Raw genomic sequence first — 20,679 nt, 5'->3', positions numbered from 1 at the left:
TCCACATGATTATTTTAAGCTTTCTATTTTTTCCAGCAGATCTTTTCCAATGGAGCCTTCAAATTCTTTGTATACTGGTTTAACCGCTTCTCTAAAGGAGTCTAAGTCCGGGTTTTCCTCGATTTGAATATCTGTTTTTCTCAGGTCCTCAAGCAGTTGTTTCTCATCCTCTAAAGCTACCTTTCGCTCATATTGAATCGCTTCTTTGGACGCTTTTGTGATCACCTTTTGCAAATCCTTTGGCAGTGTGTCATAGGTTGTTTTACTCATAATAAAAACAGCGGCATCATAATTATGAGCGGTTAACGTCATATACTTTTGAACTTCATTAAATTTGTTCAAGTAAATCTGCGCAAGCGGATTTTCCTGGCCATCTACAACATGCTGCTCCAACGCTGTGTATAATTCCCCAAACGGTACGGGAACAGGAGTCGATTTCAATGCCTTCACAAACGAAATATAGGGTGGCGATTCCTGGACCCTGATTTTCATACTTGCTGCATCTTTAGCCGTTTTAATAGGCTTTACATTATTGGTCATATGTCTCCAGCCGTTTTCCATAAACCCTAGATTCATTAACCCCCGATTGGCCAAATCGTCTCCGAGTTCCTTACCGATTTCTCCATCGAGAACCCTAAAGGCATGCTCACGGCTTTCAAATAAATAAGGTAGATTGAGTACATTAAACTTCGGGGCAAAATTAGTCACTGGTGCAACGGAACCGATGTGAAAGTGAATCGATCCGATCTGGGCTCCCTCAATCTGGTCCCTCCCGTTTCCTAACTGGCTGCTTGGAAAAATATCAATTCTAATTCTCCCTTTTGATTCTTTCTCCACAAGTTCTTTAAACTTTAAAGCTCCCTTATGATAAGGATGTGTTTCTGTCTGCAAATGTCCGAGCCTTAAAACATACTCTGCATCTGTGCCTTTACTTGTTGCCGTACTGTTACTGGAACAGCCGCTAATCATGAATAAACAGGTTAACACTATGAGAACGAAGACAGAAGCTTTTTTCATTTCTTAACCTCCCTACCAATTTGTAAGCCCTTTCAATTTTTTAAAAAAGTCCACCAGGTTAGCTGTATATCGTATGTACTCCTCCTTTCTAATTTGGTTCAGTCACCCAACCACTAAATTAATTATATTTCAATTTTCTAAAAAATCAAATATTATTTTTCCTATAAAAAATATTTATTGCTTAGTAACAGTAAAAATGGTTTAATGAAATTACACTGGAACTGGTTGGGTCACCTAACCAATAAAACCAAAAAATTGTTGAAACCCATTTACAAGTGATTTACTCAGTGCTTAAATAAAGTTGAGAGCAACTAGGATAAAACTACTATTTTTTCAAAAAGATAAAGTGGCACTTCGATTGTAACGAAGGAGGTCTGAAATCAAGTGGAATTTAATAGAAAAGGAATTTCTGAACAGGTAGCAGACAGTATAAAGAGAAAAATCCAAGCGGGCGAGTACCAAGTGGGGGAACGAATACCAGGAGAAAGAGAGATGGGGGTCGAACTTTCCGTAAGCAGAAATACGGTGAGGGAAGCCTATAAAATTCTCGAAGCCTATGGATACTTACAAGTGAAACATGGAACAGGCGTATTTGTTGCCTCACCGGAACATCAAATTCAAAAGGTCACAGAGGCACTTTTTGTCTCAACTGAACAAATCAAGGACTTTTTCTCTGTACGCAAAATCCTCGAAGAATGGACCGTCAAGTGGGCCATTGAAAACTCGAATAACGACCAATTCACCGAGTTAGAGCAAATTGTGAATGAAGCAAACGAAATCGTCAAAGAATCGATTGATTATAAGAGACTAGCAGAATTGGATCATAAATTTCATATAACCATAGCCAATAACTCAAAGAATACGGTTTTAACCGGGATTATGAATTATCTCATTGATTTATTGTCTGAGTCACGAAACAAAACCATGCAAATTCCGGGCCGAGCCTTACAATCTGTTCAAGAACATACAAAAATTTTACAAGCACTCAAACAAAAAAATCCAGAATTAGCACAGCAATGTATGAAGGAACACCTAGAAAGCGTGGAACGTTCGATTACGGAAAATGCGGTAACTGAGGCATAAGGAAGAAGGCTGTTCTGAACATGGAGAACAGCCTTTTTACATTATATTTTTTCTAACGATAAAGACTCTGGAAACGGGACGTGATACTCTTCCCCAAGCCTAATGAGTTCCTCTTCAACACTGGACGACAATTCAATTCCTGCCATCTGCCGCAGCTCTCTGTCCCTTTTTCTTCTTTCCCCTGGGTACCTGATTTCATTCGTGCCCGGCGCTTTCGGAACTTCCTTCATCTCTGTTAACAGATGCTCGAGCGACTCGAAAAAGGTGGATAGATGCATAAACTTTTCAATATCCAACAACAAGAAGAAATGCCCTACATTGGCATTCCCCGCTTCCGCTTCATCATAAATATTTTTCACATAAGGGCCAAACGCGGCACCGGTAAGAATCCCCGTCAAAATTTCTACGGCCAAAGCTAACGCGGAGCCCTTCGCTCCACCTAATGGCAAGACCGATCCCCTTAATGCCGCTTCCGCATCATTGGTAGGAAGACCGTCTTCATCCAACGCCCAGCCATCGGGAATGGAATTTCCCTGCTTGGCCGCTAAAATAATTTTCCCCCGGGCGACAATGCTGGTTGATAAATCGATAATCACGGGCTGGTCATCCCCCGTTGGAAATCCAAACGCAATGGGATTGGTTCCAAAAAAGGCATTTTTTCCACCCCATGGTGCGATGCCTGGCGGCGAATTGGTGAAGCCGATACAGGCGAGATTTTGCTCACAGGCCAGCTGACAAAAATAAGACGCCGTCCCAAAATGATTGCTATTTTTAATCGCGATAGCCGTAATTCCGCTTTGTTTCGCCATTTCTGTTCCTTTTAAAATGGCTTGATAACTCACCACATGACCGAGCCCATTATCGCCATCCACAAGTAAAACAGATGGAGTCTGCTCGGTCATTTTCACATTGGGATTCACCTTAATCCGCTGATCATTAAACCGTTTAACATAGATGGGAAGTCGGCTGATGCCGTGGCTGTCCACCCCTTCAAGGTTCGCTTTTACCAGGGAATCGGCAGCCACACTGGCATTCTCTTGGTTCATTCCCACGCTTTCTAGCAAGCTTTCACAAAAACTCTTAAGATCCAATTCATGATAGGTTCCCATTCGGATAAACTCCTTCTTATAAAAAAGTGAACTCCCTACGCATAATGATGTGTAGGGAGAAGATTTTTAAGCACTGCGATAAAGTTTTGTCATGACAAATTCACGATGGCCTAGTGCCTCTGCACAAGTAAGACGGCCATTGACTGTACGGCAAATCATTTCCATTAACTGATCGCCTGCTTGTTCCAGCGAGATGTTACGGGAAAGCAAGCCTTGCACGTCCACGTCAATGTGTTCACTCATTGTAGCAGCCGTGATTGGATTAGCCGTAATCTTCACAACCGGTTCAATTGGGTTACCAATAATATTACCTTGGCCAGTAGGGAATAAGTGAAGAACCGCTCCCCCTGCAGCCATCAAGGTGATACATTCTGCTGCTGCAGAAGAAGTATCCATGAAGTAAAGCCCCGCTCCATTTTCTGGCTTGTCGGCAGGATCTAGGACACCTACAACTTCCTTCGTACCTGTTTTAGCAATATTCCCTAAGGCTTTCTCTTCAATGGTTGATAAGCCGCCGGCGATATTACCTTGAGTTGGCTGCGAGCCTAATAAATCGACACCTTTCGATTCAATTTCACCTACATAATCATCATAGATGGCCATGAATCTCTCTTGCAGTTCCGGTGTCGCCATCCGCTCGCGGATTAAATGCTCCCCGCCGGTTAGTTCAGAGGTTTCCCCAAAGAACACCGTCGCACCAGCATCAACCAAACGATCAACTGCCTGAGAAACAGTTGGACATGAACCCATGCCAGTTGTTGTATCGGATTCACCACATTTAATGCTGATGGTTAAATCCTTTAATTCAATTGGTTCCCTTTGAAGTTCAGTCGCCCATTGAACATATTCCTTCGCCTTCCAGGAAGCTGCGCGGATCGTTTCAAAGTCACCATTTCCTTCGATAGAAAAATAGGATACTGGTTTACCAGTTTCGGCAATACCATCAGCGATTTTCTTCGTCCAGTTTTGTTCAATACCGATGACGATTACGGCTGCAACGTTCGGGTTAGACCCCGTTCCAATCATCGTTCTGAAATGCAAATCCAAGTCTGGACCGTACTGTAGTCTGCCGTACGCATGTGGAAGAGCTAATGTACCTTGAACTTGTCTTGCAACAGCTTCACAAGCTGCGTTAGAAATATCATCTACCGGTAAAATAATCACGTGATTCCGAATGCCAACCTTACCATTTTCTCTGCGATATCCAAAAAGCTGTTGACCCATCTTCTACCACCTCGCCGTTTTAATATTGTGGGTATGAACGTAATCTCCAACTTCCCACTTTTCTGTTGTAATACCAACTTGCACTCCATACTTTAAAACTGGTTCTCCTGCTTCTAAATTGACTAAGGAGATTTTGTGGCCTAATGGAATGTCCCCTTTAGCCAGTACCACTACATCGGAATTATCATCCATATAAATCCCGATTACCTTTTCTCCCTTTTGGATAGGAGTAGTAGCCACTCCTACATGATCGCCACGATGATGGATTAAAAATTTGTGAGTGCTTACATTTCCAGCCGTCTCTGGCTGTTGTTCCGTGAGAGTATTTGCTTGACTGTTGATACTCATTTGAAAGCCTCCTTTTTGGTTGTGGTTATGGTTGTCGTTGTAGATGTGGTTGTGGTTATGGTTATGGTTATGGTTGTGGTTGAGTGACCCAACCAATTTCTATAACCTTATTAAACCACCTAATAACTGGTTAGTCAACAATAATATTTTAATTTTCTAAATATTTTGTTTAGACAGTGCATAGGGAGCGTTCGCCATTGACTACTTTTATTACTTCCTTTGCAACTAATAACGAGGTTCTGATTTGAGATTCATCGGTTAGTCCTGCAATATGTGGTGTGATTGTCGCAGTTTCGCAGGATAAGAGTTGATTAGATGGTGAGATTGGTTCTACTTCAAGGACATCTAGGTAGGCCCCGGCAATCGTTTGGTTATTTAAAGCAGCTGCCAGTGCCGGTTCATTAATGATGCCTCCTCTAGAAGTATTGATGATATACGCTGTCGGTTTCATCTTTCTCAATTCGAATTCGGAGATTAAATAGTGCGTCTGAGGTGTTAATGGAACATGTAAGGAGATGAAATCGGACATGGTTAAGACGTCATCTAAAGAGTCTTTTAGCTGGATTCCAGTTTCTGAAACGATGTGGTCGTACTCGGTGACAAATGGATCATAGCCAATGACCTTCATGCCAAAAGCAAGTGCCCGCTTCGCTACACGATGCGAGATTTCTCCTAATCCAATTAATCCAAGTGTTTTGTTGGCGATTTCGCCGCCCGTAAACCGTTTACGGTTCCAATTGCCCGATCTGATATCAGCATCTGCTAGATGAAGCGGGCGGTTCGCGCTTAGCATGGCCGACAACACATATTCTGCAACTGAGGTTGCATTTGCGTGACGACCATACACCACTTGAATGCCTCTTGTTTTTGCTGCTGGGATATCAATGTTGTCCATTCCCACTCCTAGGCGGCCGACAACCTTTAAGCGGCTTCCGGCATGTAGTAATTCCTGATCCACCTTGGTTTGATTTCGAACAATAATTGCATCGTACTCTTTGACCAGTTGGAGCAGCTGTGCGCGATTGTTCCATAGACTCTCATCATAGTGCACTTCAAACCCTTGACGGACTAGCTCCTCAATTCCTTCATTCCAAATTAGTTCTGATATCAAGGCTTTCATAAATTGATTTCCCTCCCTTGTTTATGGCTCAGTGACCCAACCACTTTAATTATATTAAATCACCCTCGGCTTGTTTGGTCAATAGATGATCGGCTTATTGGAAGAGGTCTTTTCTTTCATTTTGGCTGTTTTTGCAAAGATAACTTTTATTAATTTTCTATCGAAGTCCACATTTTCGGATAGAAAGGCATTTGGAAAAAGAAAGGTTGTCCGGTCCCATCTTGATTCGGTCAAGGTTTGGCTTTAGTAAAAGAGCTCTGGCTGAATCTAACCTTAATTCAGTCAAGGTTTGGCTTTGGAGAAGGAGCTCTGGCCGAATCCAACCTCTATTCGGACAAGGCCTGGCTTTGGAAAAGGAACTCTGGCTGAATCCATCCTTGATTCGGACAAGGCTTGGCTTGGAAATGGAATTCTGTCTGAATCCACTCTTGATTCGGACAAGGCCTGGCTTTTGAAAAGGAACTCTGGCTGAATCCATCCTTGATTCGGACAAGGCCTGGCTTTGGAAAAGGAACTCTGGCTGAATCCAACCTTGATTCGGACAAGGCTTGGCTTTTGAAAAGGAACTCTGGCTGAATCCATCCTTGATTCGGACAAGGCTTGGCTTTGGAGAAGGATTTCTGTCTGAATCCAACCTCTATTCGGACAAGGCCTGGCTTTGGAAAAGGAACTCTGGCTGAATCCAACCTCTATTCGGACAAGGCCTGGCTTTGGAAAAGGAACTCTGGCTGAATCCATCCTTGATTCGGACAAGGCTTGGCTTTGGAGAAGGAACTCTGGCTGAATCCAACCTCTATTCGGACAAGGCCTGGCTTTGGAAAAGGAACTCTGTCTGAATCCATCCTTGATTCAGACAAGGTTACCCTTGTAATGATCCAAGCTGTCCGAATTTGCCTTTTATGTAAGAAAGAGCAACAAAATTTACGAAAAGACCTTTCATTTTAGTGGTGGAACATACAAACCACCTTCACCGCAGTAAAGCAGCGGGGGACTGTCCCCAGGACCTTTAATCCCCCAAATACTCCCTTAATGTCTCAATAAATTGTTGTAATGCCTTCGTTTGGTAAGGCGAATGCGTTAAGATGGAGAAATTCCGTTTAAACGGCAATCCTTCCACGTCAACAATATCCAAATAGCCATACATCAGTTCTTTTTTTATCGCCCATTGGGAAAGTAAGCTGATCCCTAGACCGGCCTCAACCGATTCCTTGATGACCTGTGTACTTCCAAACTCCATCACTTTCTTAGGAGTAAAATCCAAACTATCAAAGAGGTGTTCGGCCGCTTCCCTTGTTCCTGAGCCCTTTTCTCGTAAAATCCATGTCTCCTCCCCCAACTCCTCTATGTTCCTCCCACGACCCTCTTTCAGCAAAGGATGCTGCGATGAAGCAACAATGACCATTTTATCTTCAGAAACGATTTCTACATTCGGTACTTTTTCGTTAATATGCCCTTCTACGATACCGATATCTAATTGATGAGTTTGAACAAGATCGATAATTTCTTTTGTATTGTGAATCTGAATCGTCGGTGTAATAAGCGGGTACTTCGCCTGCAGCCTGGCGATAATGTGCGGCAAAATGTATTCGCCAAAGGTGTAGCTCGCACCAATCGCGATGGGGCCGCTTGCTTTGTTGGTGAGATCATCAATTAAATATTGCATATTGGAGTAGAGTGCAAGAATCTCTTTTGCATGATGAAAGACAATTTCGCCAGCCTTATTCAGACGGACAAATTTATTATTCCGTTCCAAGAGCCGGGCTCCAACCGATTCCTCCAGGACTTTGATGTATTGGCTGACTGCCGGCTGGGTCATGTGAAGATCTTCTGCAGCCTTTGAAAAATTCCCCTTTTCCACAACCTTTACAAACACCTCTAAATAATAATCCATGGTAACCCCCACTTCATGTATATCAATTTACTTATGATAACTATTATATATCATTATTTTCCTTATCCACAAAACGGGAGTAGGATGAAAGTACAAAATAAGTTGTGGGGTGATTGAATGAGTAGTCAATCAGCGAGAGCCTTATCTTCACACGAAATAGATGGCCAGCAACAGCAGCAAAAAAAGCCGGAGCCAAAATCCAAAGCCGGTTTGTGGGTAGGCGGAATCGCTTTTACCATTGTCATTGCGGCTGCTGGATTTGCGCTTTCGGCCATACCCGGCTTTAACCGAGTCGGACCGATGGCCTGTGCGATAATCCTGGCCATCATTTACCGACAATTTTTTGGATATCCTGAAAAAATAAGAGCAGGAATTCAATTTTCAGCGAGATACTTCTTACGGTTTGCGATTATCTTATATGGATTAAAATTAAATGTCGATGTGATTCTGAACCAAGGTTTGGGGTTGGTGGTCCGTGATGCTGGAGTCATCGTCTTTGCGATTCTCGCAACAGTTTGGCTAGGTAAAAAACTGAAAGCGGATTCATCCCTGTCGCTACTTTTGGGAGTCGGAACTGGTGTATGTGGGGCAGCAGCCATTGCAGCGGTAGCACCCATCATCAAAGCAAAAGAAGAGGATACGGCGATTGGGGTCGGAATCATCGCTCTAGTTGGAACCATTTTTTCCATCATCTATACGATTATCCGTCCGCTTCTTCCCTTGTCCGCAGTTGATTACGGAATCTGGAGCGGCAGCAGCCTTCATGAAATTGCCCATGTAGCTTTAGCGGGTGCGCCTGCGGGTCCGGATGGGTTGGCCATGGCACTCTTAGCAAAACTAGGACGCGTTCTACTGCTAGTACCATTATGCTTTATTTTGATGTATTGGATGAAACGAAAAAGTGCAGATGCAGCAGGAGAAACAAAAGTTGATTTTCCTTGGTTTTTGGTGGGGTTCATCTTAATGAGCTTGTTCGGGAGTTACGCTGTAGGCACGTGGGTCCCTGTGCCGGCAGCCGTTCTAGACGGCATCTCAACAGCAACCACCTTTATCCTCACATCTGCCATGGTAGGACTGGGTCTAAACGTCAGCCTTCGTGACCTCCGAACAAAAGCCCTAAGACCACTAATCGCCATGCTGATCACATCGATCTTTCTATCGGTTATTACCTTCTTTATACTATAAACAAAATTGGGGACAGTCCCCCGGCGCTTTAAAGCGTCGGGGGACTGTCCCCAAACTTCTTCTTATTCTACTAACACCTTACATATTTACGTTTAAAACCAAGTCTCCCTTGATCGATTCCCTTTTGGATAATTTCGGAAGCATTCAGAATACTGTTTTTTTTGTTGTCTCGCTTAATTTCGACTAGGCCAACTGCCTTTGCGGTTTCAACCGCCTTCTCATGGAGTGGCACATAGGAAATCGCGACGGTGTAGATAAAATTATTCATAGCGGATTTCGTTCGCTCAGGCGAATCATGAATCGTGTTTTCCACTTGATCAAGCATATTCGCAAGCTTGCTTGCACTAAACTCCGCGTCCTTGCGATTACCCAAAAGCCAGCAATAACAGCTCCAGCCTGCCGACATTCGAAGTTCTTCCCCGCTTGCGATCCATTTATCGGCAACAGCTTGTGCCAAATCACTTTCTGCTAAAGTGACGGCAACCACATAATCAGAAAGCATATAAAAATACGCCGCATCAATCCAACGATCGAAATCCGCCTCAGTCATTGCCTTGGGGTCCGCAATGATGCCGGCAAAATACATAGCATCGTAGTTCCCGGTGGCGTAAAGCTGCTCGGCCAACGGCTGATTTTTCTTGATTTTCTTTGCCATCGGCTTCATTGCGCCTGTAGCCACGCCAAAAACTGGCTCGTGCGCCCCATTGCTTATGTACATCTTTTTACTACGTTCCTTGCCGAGAGCTTCCAGTTCCTGCATAACCATATCGAAATCCATCACTTTGCACTTCCTTCCTTAATAATCCTCTCTCTTCATTGTGCCACAGCGACGTTATGGTGGCAAAAAAGGGGACAGTCCCCCGCTGCGCTAAAGCGCCGGGGGACTGTCCCCAAAAAAGGGCATCAAAACTCCACCTATCCTGATTTCAACTTATGCTTAAGTCTATGTAAGGCGCGATGAAGAGTGACTTTGACTTTGCCCTCATTACATCCAAGTATATTGGCAGTCTCAACGATAGAATATCCTTTAATTTTTCGTAAGATAACGATCTCTCGATAGGGGAATTTTAACTCCATTATCGCTCTGTGCAAAATTTGTGCTTTTTCCTTACGATCTAGCACCTCTTCAGGAACCAGATGATTTTGGTCAGGTAATGGTAAATCTATCAAACAATTGCTTTTCCTTTTTTTTCGAAAATGATCAATAATCACGTTACGAGCAATGGAATATAACCAAGTCTTATAAGACGATTCTCCCCTATAATTGGGCAAGCCGCGGTAAGCATTAATAAACACCTCTTGTGTTAAGTCCTCCGCTTCCTCTCTACATTTCGTCACAAATAAAATATAGCGGTAAATTATAGGGCTATACTGATGAAATAGTTCCTCCAAAACAGACTCTTGCAACTCCATTTCGATGTCCTCCTTCACCTATTGAAAAAAGTCCTTGATCATCGCCTGAAGCTGCTCCGGTTGTTCAACCACTGACCAATGCCCGCAATCCTTTATTTCCCTTACTTCAATATGAGGAATATAGCTCACCAAGACTTGTTCTAGGATCTCTGGAGTAATGATGTCATGGTCACCTTGTGCAACCATAATTGGGATGTTACTAAGCTTGTTGGCATCCTTTGACACATCATAGTTATCCGCAATGTCTTTTCCTATCCATTCATTTACCCTGGCATTTGATTGGGTTTTCGTTTTTTTCGTTAGGCTTTCCGGCGAGTACACATAATACGGATCGATTATTTTAAAAATCTCAGCCACGTCCACCTCTCCCCGGTCCACTTTAGGTGATAACTCCTCTAGCCTTATCCTTTCATCCTTTGTTAATCGATTCAGCAGTTCTTTTTCAAAACGAAAATATCCATCCTTTGTCGCACCAACCGCTGCCGTCATAAACAGTTTGTTCACATGATTAGGGTATTTGGCAGCATATAAAAGGGCTAACATGGACCCCCAAGATTCACCAACCAGGTTAAGTTTATCTATTTTGAAAAATTGACGAAGGGCCTCTAACGTTTCAACCTCTCCATCCATCGTATACTCGTCATTTATAGCTTTTTCTGATTGCCCGCATCCTCTTTGATCATAAAAAATCAGTGTATAGTATTGGGATAAATCCTGTAAATGAGGTAAAAAAAAGCGATGTTCGCCACCTGGTCCACCATGTAAAAAAATCAAGGGTTCCCCTTTTCCCATTACATTGGCGTATATCTTTTCATTTCTAAGCGTGATATCCCTCTCTTCTCCCATACAAATCCCCACCCTTCTTTTAAAATAAACCGACTGTATAGTTTATTTAAAATAATTATATCCAATATTTTCTAAAATGTATAGTGAAAGGTGAACGAAAGGGACGGTTGTTTGATCTTAAACAAGGCCAGCACCCGTCTATTCCACACTATCTTTCGTCATTTCTTTTTCATTTTCCATATAGGCTATATTAAATTAAACGTTTAGTTAAAACGAGCATAAACCCATATTTATGGCTCTTTCCATCACAAATGGGATAAAAAATTTGCCGGCCATTTTTCTTCCTATTCAACAAAATAGTATTACTTTCTAAAAAATCGACTTCTTTCCCTTTTCTTCACCCAATTTCGATAGTAATCAAACGTTTGGTTAGTAGTAGTTAAAATCCCCGCTATCATTGGTTTCTTGCTAAAAAAACAACAAAAAAATTGTCGAGACCTGGCTACTTCTACGAGGAAAATACCCAACTACTCCGTCTCTAAAGGTTTACTATGACTTACTAAGCAGGTTTATAGAATTCAGGAATAGAATAATAATAGGAACAGTTAATCAAAGGAATCATGTAGGAGGGCATTATGGCTCAGGATTTTAGTTGCGATGAAGTATTAAGTGGGAAAACAGAAGTTGATAGGAGGTAGGTTTACATATGAATGATCAGTATTATGTCAGCTGGGGGACCTTAGCTTTAATAAATGCGGGGTTAGCTCAAGGCAAGAACAGAAGTGGATTAAATTGGTTCTTATTATCCTTACTATTAGGTCCCATTGCCACATTTATTTTAGTGGTTTGGGATAAAAAATAATCGTAACCAAGCGGTACCCGTCCCCAAATTTAGCTCAATCACATGGACGGTTCTCATGGTTTTGTTCCACCTCATGAACCGTCTTTTCACCACATTTTGACTGTTTTCCCTATAGGCTATACTAATTATTCGTTTGGTTAACACGAGCATAAATTCAATTGTAAAGATAATTTCTTCACAAAAGGCATAAAAAGATTGTCGGCCATCTTTCCGCGAGTTTCATTCCTATTCAGCAATAATATAGTTATTTCTCTCAAATCGCCGTCTTTCCCTTTTCTTCCCCCTAATCTGATATCAATCAAACGTTTGGCTAAAAGAAGGATGAATACTTGCTACTTATAGTTTCTTGCATTGAAAATAATAAAAAGATTGTCGAGAATTATTCCATTATCACCAATCAGAACCACAAGAACCGTCCCCATGGACTTTGAGACTTTTCCAAATTAAATTCGTCTTATTAATAAAGGGGCGTGTTAATCATGAAAAATTTTAAATACTTGATTGTTTTAATAGGAATCATTTCAATTTTTACAGCAGGTTGTTCAAACATAATAAAAGATGAAGAGCAATATATAGTAGTTAAAAAGCGTGTTGGTGATGAAAATAAATATGAAGACTTCAAAGAAATTACTAATAATGACCAAGTTCAAAAGGTGAAGGATATATTAAAAGATATTGATTGGAAAAATGCAAAAGTATCTATGGTACGCCCTCCTGATTACAGATTTGTATTTCAATTTAAGAATCCAGAAATAGAAGCAAAAGCGGTGTTATACGAACTTTGGATAAGTCCAAATAATGATAAAGTTGAACTGATAATAGACGCTCAAAGTAAATATGTTCAATTGGATAAAAATAAGTCAGCAGAACTATTCGAAATACTCACGAACGAAAAATTATCTGAACTAAAATAGTGATTAGACCCCAATTGGAGATCTTTTATTAAGGAGAGATTCGCCCCTCAAGGTTTTGATTTTTGCTATAATGACGACAATGTAGCTATAATTTTTAATAAATTGGGGAGTGAATATGGAAAATAACGTTTTTGAACAGATGGCAAAAAGATATGATACAGAAGAAAGAATGGAATTAGCTAAAGTGATTGTTAAGGAAGTAAGACCTGAATTACGAAATAGTAAATCAAAATCTTTAATTGACTATGGGAGCGGTACTGGTCTCATTAGTTTGGAATTATCAGATCTAGTAGATTCTATTTTGTTGATTGATTCATCAGAACAAATGTTGGAGGTTGCAAAAGCTAAAATTACTCATAAAGAAATTACCAACTCAAACGTGCTTTATTCAGATTTTACCCAAGAAACTCCTGAACTTAAGGCAGACATCGTTTTAATGTCACTAGTCCTTCTTCATATCCCGGATACTAAAAAAATTTTACAAGAATTGTTCAACATTTTAAATGATGGTGGCAAGCTAATTATTATTGATTTTGACAAAAACGATAAAATCAATCATCCGAAAGTTCATAACGGTTTTTCTCATGAAGAACTGAAAAAAGGATTATCTGAAGTTGGATTTAAATCAATTGAAATGAAGACATTCTATCATGGTAATCGTATTTTTATGAATCAAGATGCCTCAATGTTTATATCCAGTAGTATAAAATGATTTCTGACAACCACAGGGACGGTTCTCCTGGCTTTAACCAATGCCACAAGAACCGTCCCCACTGGTAAGAAAAAACCGCCCTAAGGCGGTAATGATTAACTGACTTGTTTATAGGATTTGAAAAGTGTTTTCTTCATAATGAATCGTCTGTCAAAACAGAAAGCTACAAATAAAGCTAGTAAACCGGTTAGAAGTATATTGACGTAAGTCTCAAGAGGAAATAGATTGCCCTCAAGATGGATACCATTCGCACGATATTCAAATCGTTTCACCGCATGCTTGGCAGTTAAAAGGTCTTCTTGTTTAGCTAAGTCTTCCAATGGCGCTTCAAATACATATCTGTATGGTGAATCACTATGAATAAAGAGGGTCGCCTTTGCATTACCCTTTTCACTCCAAAGTCTTACATCTGCTGCCGCTAGTGATTTCGCGTCGCCACCTGGTATAATCATTTTATCTAATTTTGGCTCATTAGATATTTGATGCCTAGCCAGTATATTAAGATGGTGTTTCGTAGTAATTGGTGCATCTGAACTAGAAACGGTCAATACTTGTGTCGTTCCAGTGTCTCCGTAAGAATCAAATATAGAAGATAAAGCTATTTCATCCATATCTTTATACAGAAGTACCCCCATTTGTTTCTTATTCCAATGGAATCCAAGATTTAACCAATATGTTACAAATTTTGTATCCACGTAAAAAGGGTGGTCCACCTCTGGATTTTGAACGAAGTGGTAAGAAGGGTAATTGATTTCTTTCGAAACTTTTGCTGCCATAGGTTCTCCTAACTGTTGAGCTATCAGATGAAGCACACCATCGATACCTGCACTCTGACCAGCAGTGGTTAAGGTGTTACCCTCTTGAACATACCTCAAATCCTCTTTCCAATGAGTATCAGGATATTGCTTCATTAATATGGGGAGGAATTGCCAGTGTGAGGTGGCTGATTTCCCATTTAATAAACCTGCATCTGCAAGATTCTGTGACCCACCACAAATGCTGAAAAAAGTGGTGGTTTTACTGCTAGAATGTTGTTGAATCCATTCGCGAGTTGGTTGATATTTTTGTTTATCTACTCCGGGCATATAAGGGACAACAATGATATCTGGACTTTTATTTAATAGGTTATCCAGTTCTTTATATGAATAATGTGGTATTACATCGAGTCCGCCTGATAAGGACTTCACCTTTTTGTCCGGTGCAACAGCATATACATTATAGGCATCCGTCATAGAAAACAGTGTGTATGGAATGAGAAAATCGAAATCTTCAGTTGGTATGGATGAATCCGCCATCACAACTGCCACAGTAGGTTTATAGGGGTCATACTGAGGGACTTTCACTCCTTGTAGCGAAGGAACCGGTTCATGGCGGACGTTTAAGTAAAAATCTTTCTGATGCCGATTAAAGCCATACACCCCGATTCCGCCCACAAACACAACAAAGCTCAATACATAAACAACCAAACGTACTACTAACCTTTTCATTTTATATTTCTCCTCCTACTTTAAATGTTGTTATAAAAATTCATTTTCTTCCTTCAATGAGTTATTTTTTATTGAATACTCATGTGTTACATTTTACTTAGTTTGACCATAATAAAAACCGCACTCTTTTTGGGTATTACCGCAAAATTTCGTGGTACTCCAGCAGGGTAGTTTAGGTGAAATATTTCACAAATCTCAAACCAAATGCTCCTCAAATCCAGAATTGCAGATGCACTCCACTTTTAATCAAATTATTTAATATATAAATTAAATATATTTATTTTTATTTACTTAAAGTTTATATTTTTTAATTTTACTATTTAATTTTTAAATGAATTGATGTATGATTGATTTATAAATAAAGAAGGAGGGAATTATGGCATATCCTCTTATTTCAGAGTGTCCTGTTTGTAGTAAGCAATTAAAAATCACAAAGCTACAGTGCACTCATTGTCATACCACAATTGAAAATGAATTTGAACTCTCCAATTTTGCAACTCTTAGCAAGGAACAGCTTAATTTTATTGAAACTTTTCTAAAGTGCCGTGGAAATATTAAAGAAGTGGAAAAAGAACTTGGAGTATCCTATCCCACCGTGCGTGGGAAATTAGATGACATTATCTCTTCTCTTGGATATTCCACCACTAAGAAGGTTGAAAAAGTTGATCGAAAAAAAGTAATTTTAATGCTGGAAAAGGGCGAAATAACAGCCGAAGAAGCGATTGGGATATTAAATGGGGAGGAATCTTAAATGAGTGACGAAATTTCCAGAGTATTAACAATGGTTGAAGAAGGAAAACTGAACAAAGAGAAGGCTGCTGAATTAATCGATGTACTGCAAGGAAAGGGTAATCAAGTCGATCTAAATAAACCGGCCTCAACCTCCTACTTAAACAAAATGCTAAAAATCCGTGTTACTTCTGAGGATGGTGACAATGTAAAGGTGAATCTGCCAATAAAACTCATTAAAGCTGTTTTAAAGGTAGGAACAAATATTGCTAAAATGATTCCAGAATCCGAAAAGTATGTAAAGGATATCGACGTGGAACTTTTAATTGAAGCGATTGAAAATGAATTGGACGGACAAATTGTAGATGTTACCTCATCAAAAGGTGACAAAGTACTGGTTATTATTGAGTAATATGATGAAGATAAAAATTAAAGTAAAGGCCAAACGATTTATTATTCCAGTCCCGTATGCTTTTTTACATCTATTCATTGGAGTCCTCACTTCAAAGCGAATCCTGGTGCTTGTAAATCGTGCAATTGAGAAAAAAGCAAAGAAAAAGTTTCAAATTCCTGATATAAACAGGAATGATTTGAAGCCTTTGCTAAGGGAACTTTCAAAGCAAAGAGGTCTACTGCTGGTTGATACTTGCCTAAAAGACGGAACAGAGATTTCTATAAGGTTATAAAGCACAATTCCTCCGTATTGAATTGTGCTTTTTCTCTGCTGTTGGGACGGTTCTAAAGGTATATCCTAATGCACCTTCAATACTTTTTTGGTCATTTATCCCGCTTATATTCCTTTTTGGCATAATCTAAAACCTTTTTCAACCAATTCCCAAACACTAGGTGGAACGCTATGACAATCAATAGGAAAAAGATTCCTTCATCCTGTGAATTGAATATTTTCTGCAAAACTATAAAGATAACAAAAGAAAATAATATATTTAACAATCCATAAACCACTCAAAAAACCTCCCCACTATTCATCCCCTACCTATCCATTTGTTTTACTCAATATTACCATATATTAGTCTTCTTTTTTCACCTACCCGTTAGTCGAATAAGGAAACATACCTCCGCAGCAATTACTTCAACAAATAAAGTAGGGAAACCTCTCACGAGGCTTCCCCCTTATCAAACCGCACGTGCCCTATTAAGGCATACGGCTTACCAACATGTTACATTGAATACCTTGTTTTACCCTGTGCACAGTTAATCATTTGGACTCTTTTGGCTGTGAAGTAAACCTCTCCACGTTCTTTGGCTCTTTGTAGTTTTCTTTTATATTTCTTTTCTTGTTTTACCTTCATGTACTGAATGTAGTCCTCAATGGTATGTCCATATTGCTTTCCATAATAATATTGAAATGCTGGAACTAATCCAATCCTCGCAAAGAACTCTATTCCCCATTTTGTTTTCATCTTATGTCCTTTGTTTTGACTTGGATGGTCATGTATCATTGCTACTCTTAGTCTTCTTCTTATATAGCTATCTATGGCTAATAAGTTATCCCTGAAAACGTTGAAGAAACATGAAAATTCTCTTCCATACTTTTTATTCTCGTTAATCGCATTCCAAAGTGTTAAAAAGTAATTTACTTTTCCCCGTATTACTTGATTCACACGTTCAACCCACATTTCTTTGCTAAAAGTTAGGGATTTCATTGTTTTATCCTTTATCTTTTGGCGAAAGTCTTTCCATGTAGAATCCTTTGGTTTAGCTATGTAGTATGGTTTTCCATCTCTCTTCCTTTTCCTCCAGTGCTCAAAAGTGAATCCAAGGAAATCAAAATCATCATGGTTAAAATCGACGATTTTCGTTTTCTCGATGGAGATCTCAAGCCCTAATTCAGCTAGCTTTTGTTTTGTTATTGATTCTGCACGCACAATTTCCTCTTTTGTTTTGGCAAATAAGAGGAAATCATCGGCATATCTGACGAAGTGAATTCCATGGGTTTCAAGTTCCCAATCAAGTTCATTTAGAAAGAGATTCGCAAGTAATGGTGAAATCACACCCCCTTGCGGGGTTCCTGAGTCTACTTTGTGATACTTTCCTTCTTCCATGTAGCCCGCTTTAAGCCATTTCCAAATTAGATCGAGTATAGTTCCATCAGCTATATATTTATTAAGTATCTTCATCAACTTTTTATGAGGAATATTGTCAAAGAATCCCTTAATATCACAATCGTAAATATAATTGTAACCACTCTCGATATTCCAAGTAATGATTTGCATTACTCTTTTAGCTCCAAGATTTGGACGATAGCCGCATGACCATTTATGGAAAATGAGTTCTTCACATTTAGGTTCAAGTACATTAACCACAGCTTGCTGAACGATACGGTCTTCAATATTTGGTATCCCCAGTGGACGAAGTTTTCCGTTCTTTTTGGGAATATATTTTCTTCGTACTGGTGACGGGGTGTACTCTTTAAGTCTTAATTTCTGGAGTAACTGATTGAGATTCTTTTCTTCGTTACTTGCGTAACTTGTGACTGTTTCTCCATCTATACCTCCAGCCCCATTATTGCTCTTAACCTTTTCCCAAGCTGTTTTTAGCTTTCTATCGAAGAGAATTTGTCCATATACACTGTGCCATTTGAACTTTAGTTCTTGGTTCAATGCTTATTCCACACCTTTCATTGTGCACTTCCAGTACGTTTTTACCGAGGTAACGTATACTGTTATCATTACACACTTTTATAAATGTAGAGCCACGAGGTCGCTCCCCCTTCCGTTCAGATTACGTTTGGTCGCAATCTTACTTCCGTACTATGAGGGCGTCTGACTTCTCCACTTGTATTGATAACTTCGGATTTCCCTTATATATCAACACCTAAAGTTAAAGTGGAGACCTCACGGGGTCATCGCACTTTCCTTCTAAACATACCCAGCACCATCACTTGATAAGCCCTCCTTAGTCGACTGGTTCTTTGGCTAAGAAGCTTTAAAGTTCGGGCTTCCCGTTATTTTCGCACGGTCGCCGACTTATCTTGCCGTATGTGCTTCACGCTTTCGCATTTGGGTCTGCTCATCCGACTACGGGTCTCTCGATTTACCGCATCTCCTTCAAACACTACCTCACAGTAATGCCCTAGATTAGTCTTCGTAGGTTCTACCAGTATGCCTACGGGAGGACTTACACCTCCGAGAGAATAAACCTTCCAGGATTCGGGGTCTGTTATTACCGAAGTAACATAACCCAACCTTTAACAGTAAATTCATGCTTGTATTAAGCAAAGGTACGACTGCCCGTCGCACAAAAACAGGACCGCCAGAAAGCGATCCCGTATTCACTCTTGTCCCCGTCAGTACAGCAAAACGGAGGCTTTCCTATAATAAAGGAATTATATTATTTCTTTACAACTGCTTTCATAGGATAAAATTCCGTTGCCATTATTCCCGCAATAACGGCGGGATCTTCTGCGATGAGTTTTGGAACTTGTTCCTCATTATCGACTTCAATAATGGCCAGTCCGTGTGGAGCTGAAGGATTTAGAACCGGTCCGAAAACCAAAGCAATCCCCTGATTCTGCTTGTCCGTCCAATAGGAGATATGTTGTAGCATGATATTCCTTTCTTCTTCGGTCATGTCCTGATGAAAAGTTACTCTTGGCGGAGTAGACTTTAACATGAAATGCATTTTCACCAGAATATTGTTTGAGATGTTGTTCGACATTGCAAATCCCTCCTTCTGTCTAAATTTGTATTTTTTTTAATGACACATTTCTGGACTCAATTATGCCATTAGTTCCTTCCGAATCAAATGAACAAGGACGGTTTTCATGGTTTTGTTTCACCTCATAAACCGTCTTTTTCATCATATTTTGACTGTTTTCCCTATAAGCTATACTAATTATTCGTTTGGTTAACACGAGCAGAAACTCAATTGTAAAGATATTTTCTTCACGAAGGGCACAAAAAGATTGTCGGCCAATTTTCCGCGAGTTTCTTTCCTATTCGGCAATAAAATAGTTATTTCTCTCTAATCGACTTCTTTCCCTTTTCTTCCCCCTAATCCGATATCAATCAAACGTTTGGTTAAAAGAAGGATGAACACTTGCTACTTATGGTTTCTTGCATTGAAAATAATAAAAAAAATGTCGACTAATGACTGTTATCTTGAAATACCTTTAAAATTACATTTTTTATATGATTTCCTTACTTACTCGTCACTTTTGATGATTTACTCGTCAAATATTTGATTTACTCGTCTATTTTCTATTTTACTCGTCAAATTTCATTCCTTACTCGTCAATAACCCCACTTTACTCCCCAACTACTAAACCCACCCACTCCTCCATAAAAAAACTATCAAAGACTGTGGTGGAATAGAATTATATATTTACTTATCTTTAGAAAAAATGCCCATCTGGGACTTTTGAAACACTTACTGTATACACTACAGCAAAGGGAGACAGAACATTATTTTGATTTTATTTCTATTACCTTCCCAAAGATCTGCTTTTTTTGATTGGCCCTATGTATCTACTATCTTTACTTTCCCGTGGAGAATCGCCAACGATAAAATATTCATTATCCTTCAGCGTCAGCACCACAGGGACGGTTCTCCTGGCACTAACCAAAGCCAGTAAAATCGTCCTTTTCGTCCTCTCTTTCCCCACTTTCACACCATTTCCCCTATAGGCTATACTATTCAATCGTTTGTTTAAAAAGAGCATAAACCCCACTATTATGCCCTTTTAATCCAGAATAGAATAAAAAGAATGTCGCCACCTTACCCGCAAATTTTCGATTCTATTCCACAAAAAATTAGTTTCTTTTCTTAAAACGACATTC

The 20,679-nt window shown here is 39.9% G+C and carries 22 protein-coding genes; 8 read left to right on the top strand and 14 right to left on the bottom strand.

What is annotated here, in order from left to right; all coding sequences use genetic code 11:
- Positions 1-9: 9 nt before the first annotated feature.
- Positions 10-1,017 carry a TRAP transporter substrate-binding protein gene (locus tag QFZ87_RS04565; protein ID WP_309858294.1) on the bottom strand — a complete coding sequence of 336 codons (1,008 nt, stop codon included), beginning with the start codon at positions 1,015-1,017 and terminating at the stop codon, positions 10-12.
- A gap of 384 nt (positions 1,018-1,401) precedes the next feature.
- On the opposite strand from QFZ87_RS04565, the gene QFZ87_RS04560 reads away from it, so the two are divergent.
- A complete protein-coding gene (locus QFZ87_RS04560; protein ID WP_309858292.1) occupies positions 1,402-2,100 on the top strand; it encodes a FadR/GntR family transcriptional regulator in 699 nt (232 codons plus the stop codon).
- A 41-nt stretch (positions 2,101-2,141) separates the two neighbouring features.
- Here QFZ87_RS04560 and QFZ87_RS04555 read toward each other — a convergent pair whose 3' ends face one another.
- The 6 genes from QFZ87_RS04555 to QFZ87_RS04530 all read right to left on the bottom strand — a co-directional run bounded on the left by QFZ87_RS04555 (position 2,142) and on the right by QFZ87_RS04530 (position 7,792).
- Positions 2,142-3,209 carry an Ldh family oxidoreductase gene (locus tag QFZ87_RS04555; protein ID WP_309858289.1) on the bottom strand — a complete coding sequence of 356 codons (1,068 nt, stop codon included), beginning with the start codon at positions 3,207-3,209 and terminating at the stop codon, positions 2,142-2,144.
- 66 nt (positions 3,210-3,275) lie between these two features.
- Positions 3,276-4,433, bottom strand: a complete 1,158-nt coding sequence (locus QFZ87_RS04550; RefSeq protein ID WP_309858287.1) for a UxaA family hydrolase — start codon at positions 4,431-4,433, stop codon at positions 3,276-3,278.
- Positions 4,434-4,436: 3 nt separating this feature from the next.
- Entirely contained in the window at positions 4,437-4,781 is a 345-nt protein-coding gene (locus tag QFZ87_RS04545; RefSeq protein WP_309858284.1) for a UxaA family hydrolase, read from the bottom strand.
- A gap of 169 nt (positions 4,782-4,950) precedes the next feature.
- Entirely contained in the window at positions 4,951-5,901 is a 951-nt protein-coding gene (locus tag QFZ87_RS04540) for a hydroxyacid dehydrogenase (protein ID WP_309858281.1), read from the bottom strand.
- A 326-nt stretch (positions 5,902-6,227) separates the two neighbouring features.
- Entirely contained in the window at positions 6,228-6,587 is a 360-nt protein-coding gene (locus tag QFZ87_RS04535) for a hypothetical protein (protein ID WP_309858277.1), read from the bottom strand.
- A 320-nt stretch (positions 6,588-6,907) separates the two neighbouring features.
- A complete protein-coding gene (locus QFZ87_RS04530) occupies positions 6,908-7,792 on the bottom strand; it encodes a LysR family transcriptional regulator (RefSeq protein ID WP_309858273.1) in 885 nt (294 codons plus the stop codon).
- A 117-nt stretch (positions 7,793-7,909) separates the two neighbouring features.
- On the opposite strand from QFZ87_RS04530, the gene QFZ87_RS04525 reads away from it, so the two are divergent.
- Entirely contained in the window at positions 7,910-8,977 is a 1,068-nt protein-coding gene (locus QFZ87_RS04525) for a YeiH family protein (protein WP_309858270.1), read from the top strand.
- 70 nt (positions 8,978-9,047) lie between these two features.
- Here the strand turns inward: QFZ87_RS04525 and QFZ87_RS04520 are convergent, their stop codons facing one another.
- The 3 genes from QFZ87_RS04520 to QFZ87_RS04510 all read right to left on the bottom strand — a co-directional run bounded on the left by QFZ87_RS04520 (position 9,048) and on the right by QFZ87_RS04510 (position 11,236).
- The gene (locus QFZ87_RS04520; RefSeq protein ID WP_309858267.1) at positions 9,048-9,755 is read right to left on the bottom strand and encodes a DNA alkylation repair protein; all 708 of its coding nucleotides are present in this window, start codon (positions 9,753-9,755) and stop codon (positions 9,048-9,050) included.
- Between the two features lie 137 nt (positions 9,756-9,892).
- Positions 9,893-10,390 (bottom strand): RNA polymerase sigma factor, encoded by a 498-nt coding sequence (locus tag QFZ87_RS04515; protein ID WP_309858264.1) that lies wholly within the window; start codon positions 10,388-10,390, stop codon positions 9,893-9,895.
- A gap of 18 nt (positions 10,391-10,408) precedes the next feature.
- Positions 10,409-11,236 carry an alpha/beta fold hydrolase gene (locus QFZ87_RS04510; protein WP_309858261.1) on the bottom strand — a complete coding sequence of 276 codons (828 nt, stop codon included), beginning with the start codon at positions 11,234-11,236 and terminating at the stop codon, positions 10,409-10,411.
- A 646-nt stretch (positions 11,237-11,882) separates the two neighbouring features.
- Between QFZ87_RS04510 and QFZ87_RS04505 the strand changes: the two genes are divergently transcribed.
- From QFZ87_RS04505 to QFZ87_RS04495, 3 genes are all read left to right on the top strand, one after another.
- Positions 11,883-12,038, top strand: coding sequence for a hypothetical protein (locus tag QFZ87_RS04505; protein WP_309858257.1), 156 nt, complete (start codon positions 11,883-11,885; stop codon positions 12,036-12,038).
- 479 nt (positions 12,039-12,517) lie between these two features.
- The gene (locus tag QFZ87_RS04500) at positions 12,518-12,952 is read left to right on the top strand and encodes a YhfM domain-containing protein (RefSeq protein WP_309858254.1); all 435 of its coding nucleotides are present in this window, start codon (positions 12,518-12,520) and stop codon (positions 12,950-12,952) included.
- A gap of 115 nt (positions 12,953-13,067) precedes the next feature.
- Positions 13,068-13,664, top strand: a complete 597-nt coding sequence (locus QFZ87_RS04495; RefSeq protein ID WP_309858251.1) for a class I SAM-dependent methyltransferase — start codon at positions 13,068-13,070, stop codon at positions 13,662-13,664.
- A 95-nt stretch (positions 13,665-13,759) separates the two neighbouring features.
- Here the strand turns inward: QFZ87_RS04495 and QFZ87_RS04490 are convergent, their stop codons facing one another.
- Positions 13,760-15,151: a DJ-1/PfpI family protein gene (locus tag QFZ87_RS04490; protein WP_309858248.1), complete on the bottom strand. Its 1,392-nt coding sequence runs from the start codon at positions 15,149-15,151 to the stop codon at positions 13,760-13,762.
- Between the two features lie 376 nt (positions 15,152-15,527).
- Between QFZ87_RS04490 and QFZ87_RS04485 the strand changes: the two genes are divergently transcribed.
- The 3 genes from QFZ87_RS04485 to QFZ87_RS04475 are packed head-to-tail and all read left to right on the top strand — an operon-like array spanning position 15,528 to position 16,566.
- The gene (locus tag QFZ87_RS04485; RefSeq protein ID WP_309858245.1) at positions 15,528-15,902 is read left to right on the top strand and encodes a DUF2089 domain-containing protein; all 375 of its coding nucleotides are present in this window, start codon (positions 15,528-15,530) and stop codon (positions 15,900-15,902) included.
- Positions 15,903-16,292 (top strand): SHOCT-like domain-containing protein, encoded by a 390-nt coding sequence (locus QFZ87_RS04480; protein WP_309858242.1) that lies wholly within the window; start codon positions 15,903-15,905, stop codon positions 16,290-16,292.
- A 1-nt stretch (position 16,293) separates the two neighbouring features.
- Positions 16,294-16,566, top strand: a complete 273-nt coding sequence (locus tag QFZ87_RS04475) for a hypothetical protein (RefSeq protein ID WP_309858239.1) — start codon at positions 16,294-16,296, stop codon at positions 16,564-16,566.
- A gap of 492 nt (positions 16,567-17,058) precedes the next feature.
- Here the strand turns inward: QFZ87_RS04475 and ltrA are convergent, their stop codons facing one another.
- The 3 genes from ltrA to QFZ87_RS24925 form a co-directional block, all read right to left on the bottom strand.
- Positions 17,059-18,501 (bottom strand): group II intron reverse transcriptase/maturase, encoded by a 1,443-nt coding sequence (gene ltrA / locus QFZ87_RS04470; protein WP_309858237.1) that lies wholly within the window; start codon positions 18,499-18,501, stop codon positions 17,059-17,061.
- 730 nt (positions 18,502-19,231) lie between these two features.
- On the bottom strand, positions 19,232-19,558 hold the full coding sequence (locus QFZ87_RS04465; RefSeq protein WP_309858235.1) for a YciI family protein: 327 nt from the start codon (positions 19,556-19,558) through the stop codon (positions 19,232-19,234).
- Positions 19,559-20,324: 766 nt separating this feature from the next.
- On the bottom strand, positions 20,325-20,561 hold the full coding sequence (locus QFZ87_RS24925; RefSeq protein WP_396133894.1) for a S26 family signal peptidase: 237 nt from the start codon (positions 20,559-20,561) through the stop codon (positions 20,325-20,327).
- Between the last annotated feature and the right edge of the window lie 118 nt (positions 20,562-20,679).

This window comes from Bacillus sp. SLBN-46 (assembly GCF_031453555.1).
Classification (GTDB): domain Bacteria; phylum Bacillota; class Bacilli; order Bacillales; family Cytobacillaceae; genus Neobacillus.
The sequence above is the reverse complement of the archived record's forward strand: the minus strand, read 5'-3'. Positions and strand labels throughout refer to the sequence as shown.

What these genes read in the sequence shown, in the direction of transcription:
- QFZ87_RS04520 (WP_309858267.1), bottom strand. Translation starts at nt 9,755, where the DNA reads ATGGATTTCGATATGGTTATGCAGGAACTGGAAGCTCTCGGCAAGGAA.
- QFZ87_RS04530 (WP_309858273.1), bottom strand. Translation starts at nt 7,792, where the DNA reads ATGGATTATTATTTAGAGGTGTTTGTAAAGGTTGTGGAAAAGGGGAAT.
- QFZ87_RS04540 (WP_309858281.1), bottom strand. Translation starts at nt 5,901, where the DNA reads ATGAAAGCCTTGATATCAGAACTAATTTGGAATGAAGGAATTGAGGAG.
- QFZ87_RS04515 (WP_309858264.1), bottom strand. Translation starts at nt 10,390, where the DNA reads ATGGAGTTGCAAGAGTCTGTTTTGGAGGAACTATTTCATCAGTATAGC.
- QFZ87_RS04485 (WP_309858245.1), top strand. Translation starts at nt 15,528, where the DNA reads ATGGCATATCCTCTTATTTCAGAGTGTCCTGTTTGTAGTAAGCAATTA.
- QFZ87_RS04550 (WP_309858287.1), bottom strand. Translation starts at nt 4,433, where the DNA reads ATGGGTCAACAGCTTTTTGGATATCGCAGAGAAAATGGTAAGGTTGGC.
- QFZ87_RS04525 (WP_309858270.1), top strand. Translation starts at nt 7,910, where the DNA reads ATGAGTAGTCAATCAGCGAGAGCCTTATCTTCACACGAAATAGATGGC.
- QFZ87_RS04505 (WP_309858257.1), top strand. Translation starts at nt 11,883, where the DNA reads ATGAATGATCAGTATTATGTCAGCTGGGGGACCTTAGCTTTAATAAAT.
- QFZ87_RS04565 (WP_309858294.1), bottom strand. Translation starts at nt 1,017, where the DNA reads ATGAAAAAAGCTTCTGTCTTCGTTCTCATAGTGTTAACCTGTTTATTC.
- QFZ87_RS24925 (WP_396133894.1), bottom strand. Translation starts at nt 20,561, where the DNA reads ATGCTCTTTTTAAACAAACGATTGAATAGTATAGCCTATAGGGGAAAT.
- QFZ87_RS04495 (WP_309858251.1), top strand. Translation starts at nt 13,068, where the DNA reads ATGGAAAATAACGTTTTTGAACAGATGGCAAAAAGATATGATACAGAA.
- QFZ87_RS04500 (WP_309858254.1), top strand. Translation starts at nt 12,518, where the DNA reads ATGAAAAATTTTAAATACTTGATTGTTTTAATAGGAATCATTTCAATT.
- QFZ87_RS04465 (WP_309858235.1), bottom strand. Translation starts at nt 19,558, where the DNA reads ATGTCGAACAACATCTCAAACAATATTCTGGTGAAAATGCATTTCATG.
- QFZ87_RS04545 (WP_309858284.1), bottom strand. Translation starts at nt 4,781, where the DNA reads ATGAGTATCAACAGTCAAGCAAATACTCTCACGGAACAACAGCCAGAG.
- QFZ87_RS04510 (WP_309858261.1), bottom strand. Translation starts at nt 11,236, where the DNA reads ATGGGAGAAGAGAGGGATATCACGCTTAGAAATGAAAAGATATACGCC.
- QFZ87_RS04490 (WP_309858248.1), bottom strand. Translation starts at nt 15,151, where the DNA reads ATGAAAAGGTTAGTAGTACGTTTGGTTGTTTATGTATTGAGCTTTGTT.
- QFZ87_RS04555 (WP_309858289.1), bottom strand. Translation starts at nt 3,209, where the DNA reads ATGGGAACCTATCATGAATTGGATCTTAAGAGTTTTTGTGAAAGCTTG.
- QFZ87_RS04480 (WP_309858242.1), top strand. Translation starts at nt 15,903, where the DNA reads ATGAGTGACGAAATTTCCAGAGTATTAACAATGGTTGAAGAAGGAAAA.
- QFZ87_RS04475 (WP_309858239.1), top strand. Translation starts at nt 16,294, where the DNA reads ATGATGAAGATAAAAATTAAAGTAAAGGCCAAACGATTTATTATTCCA.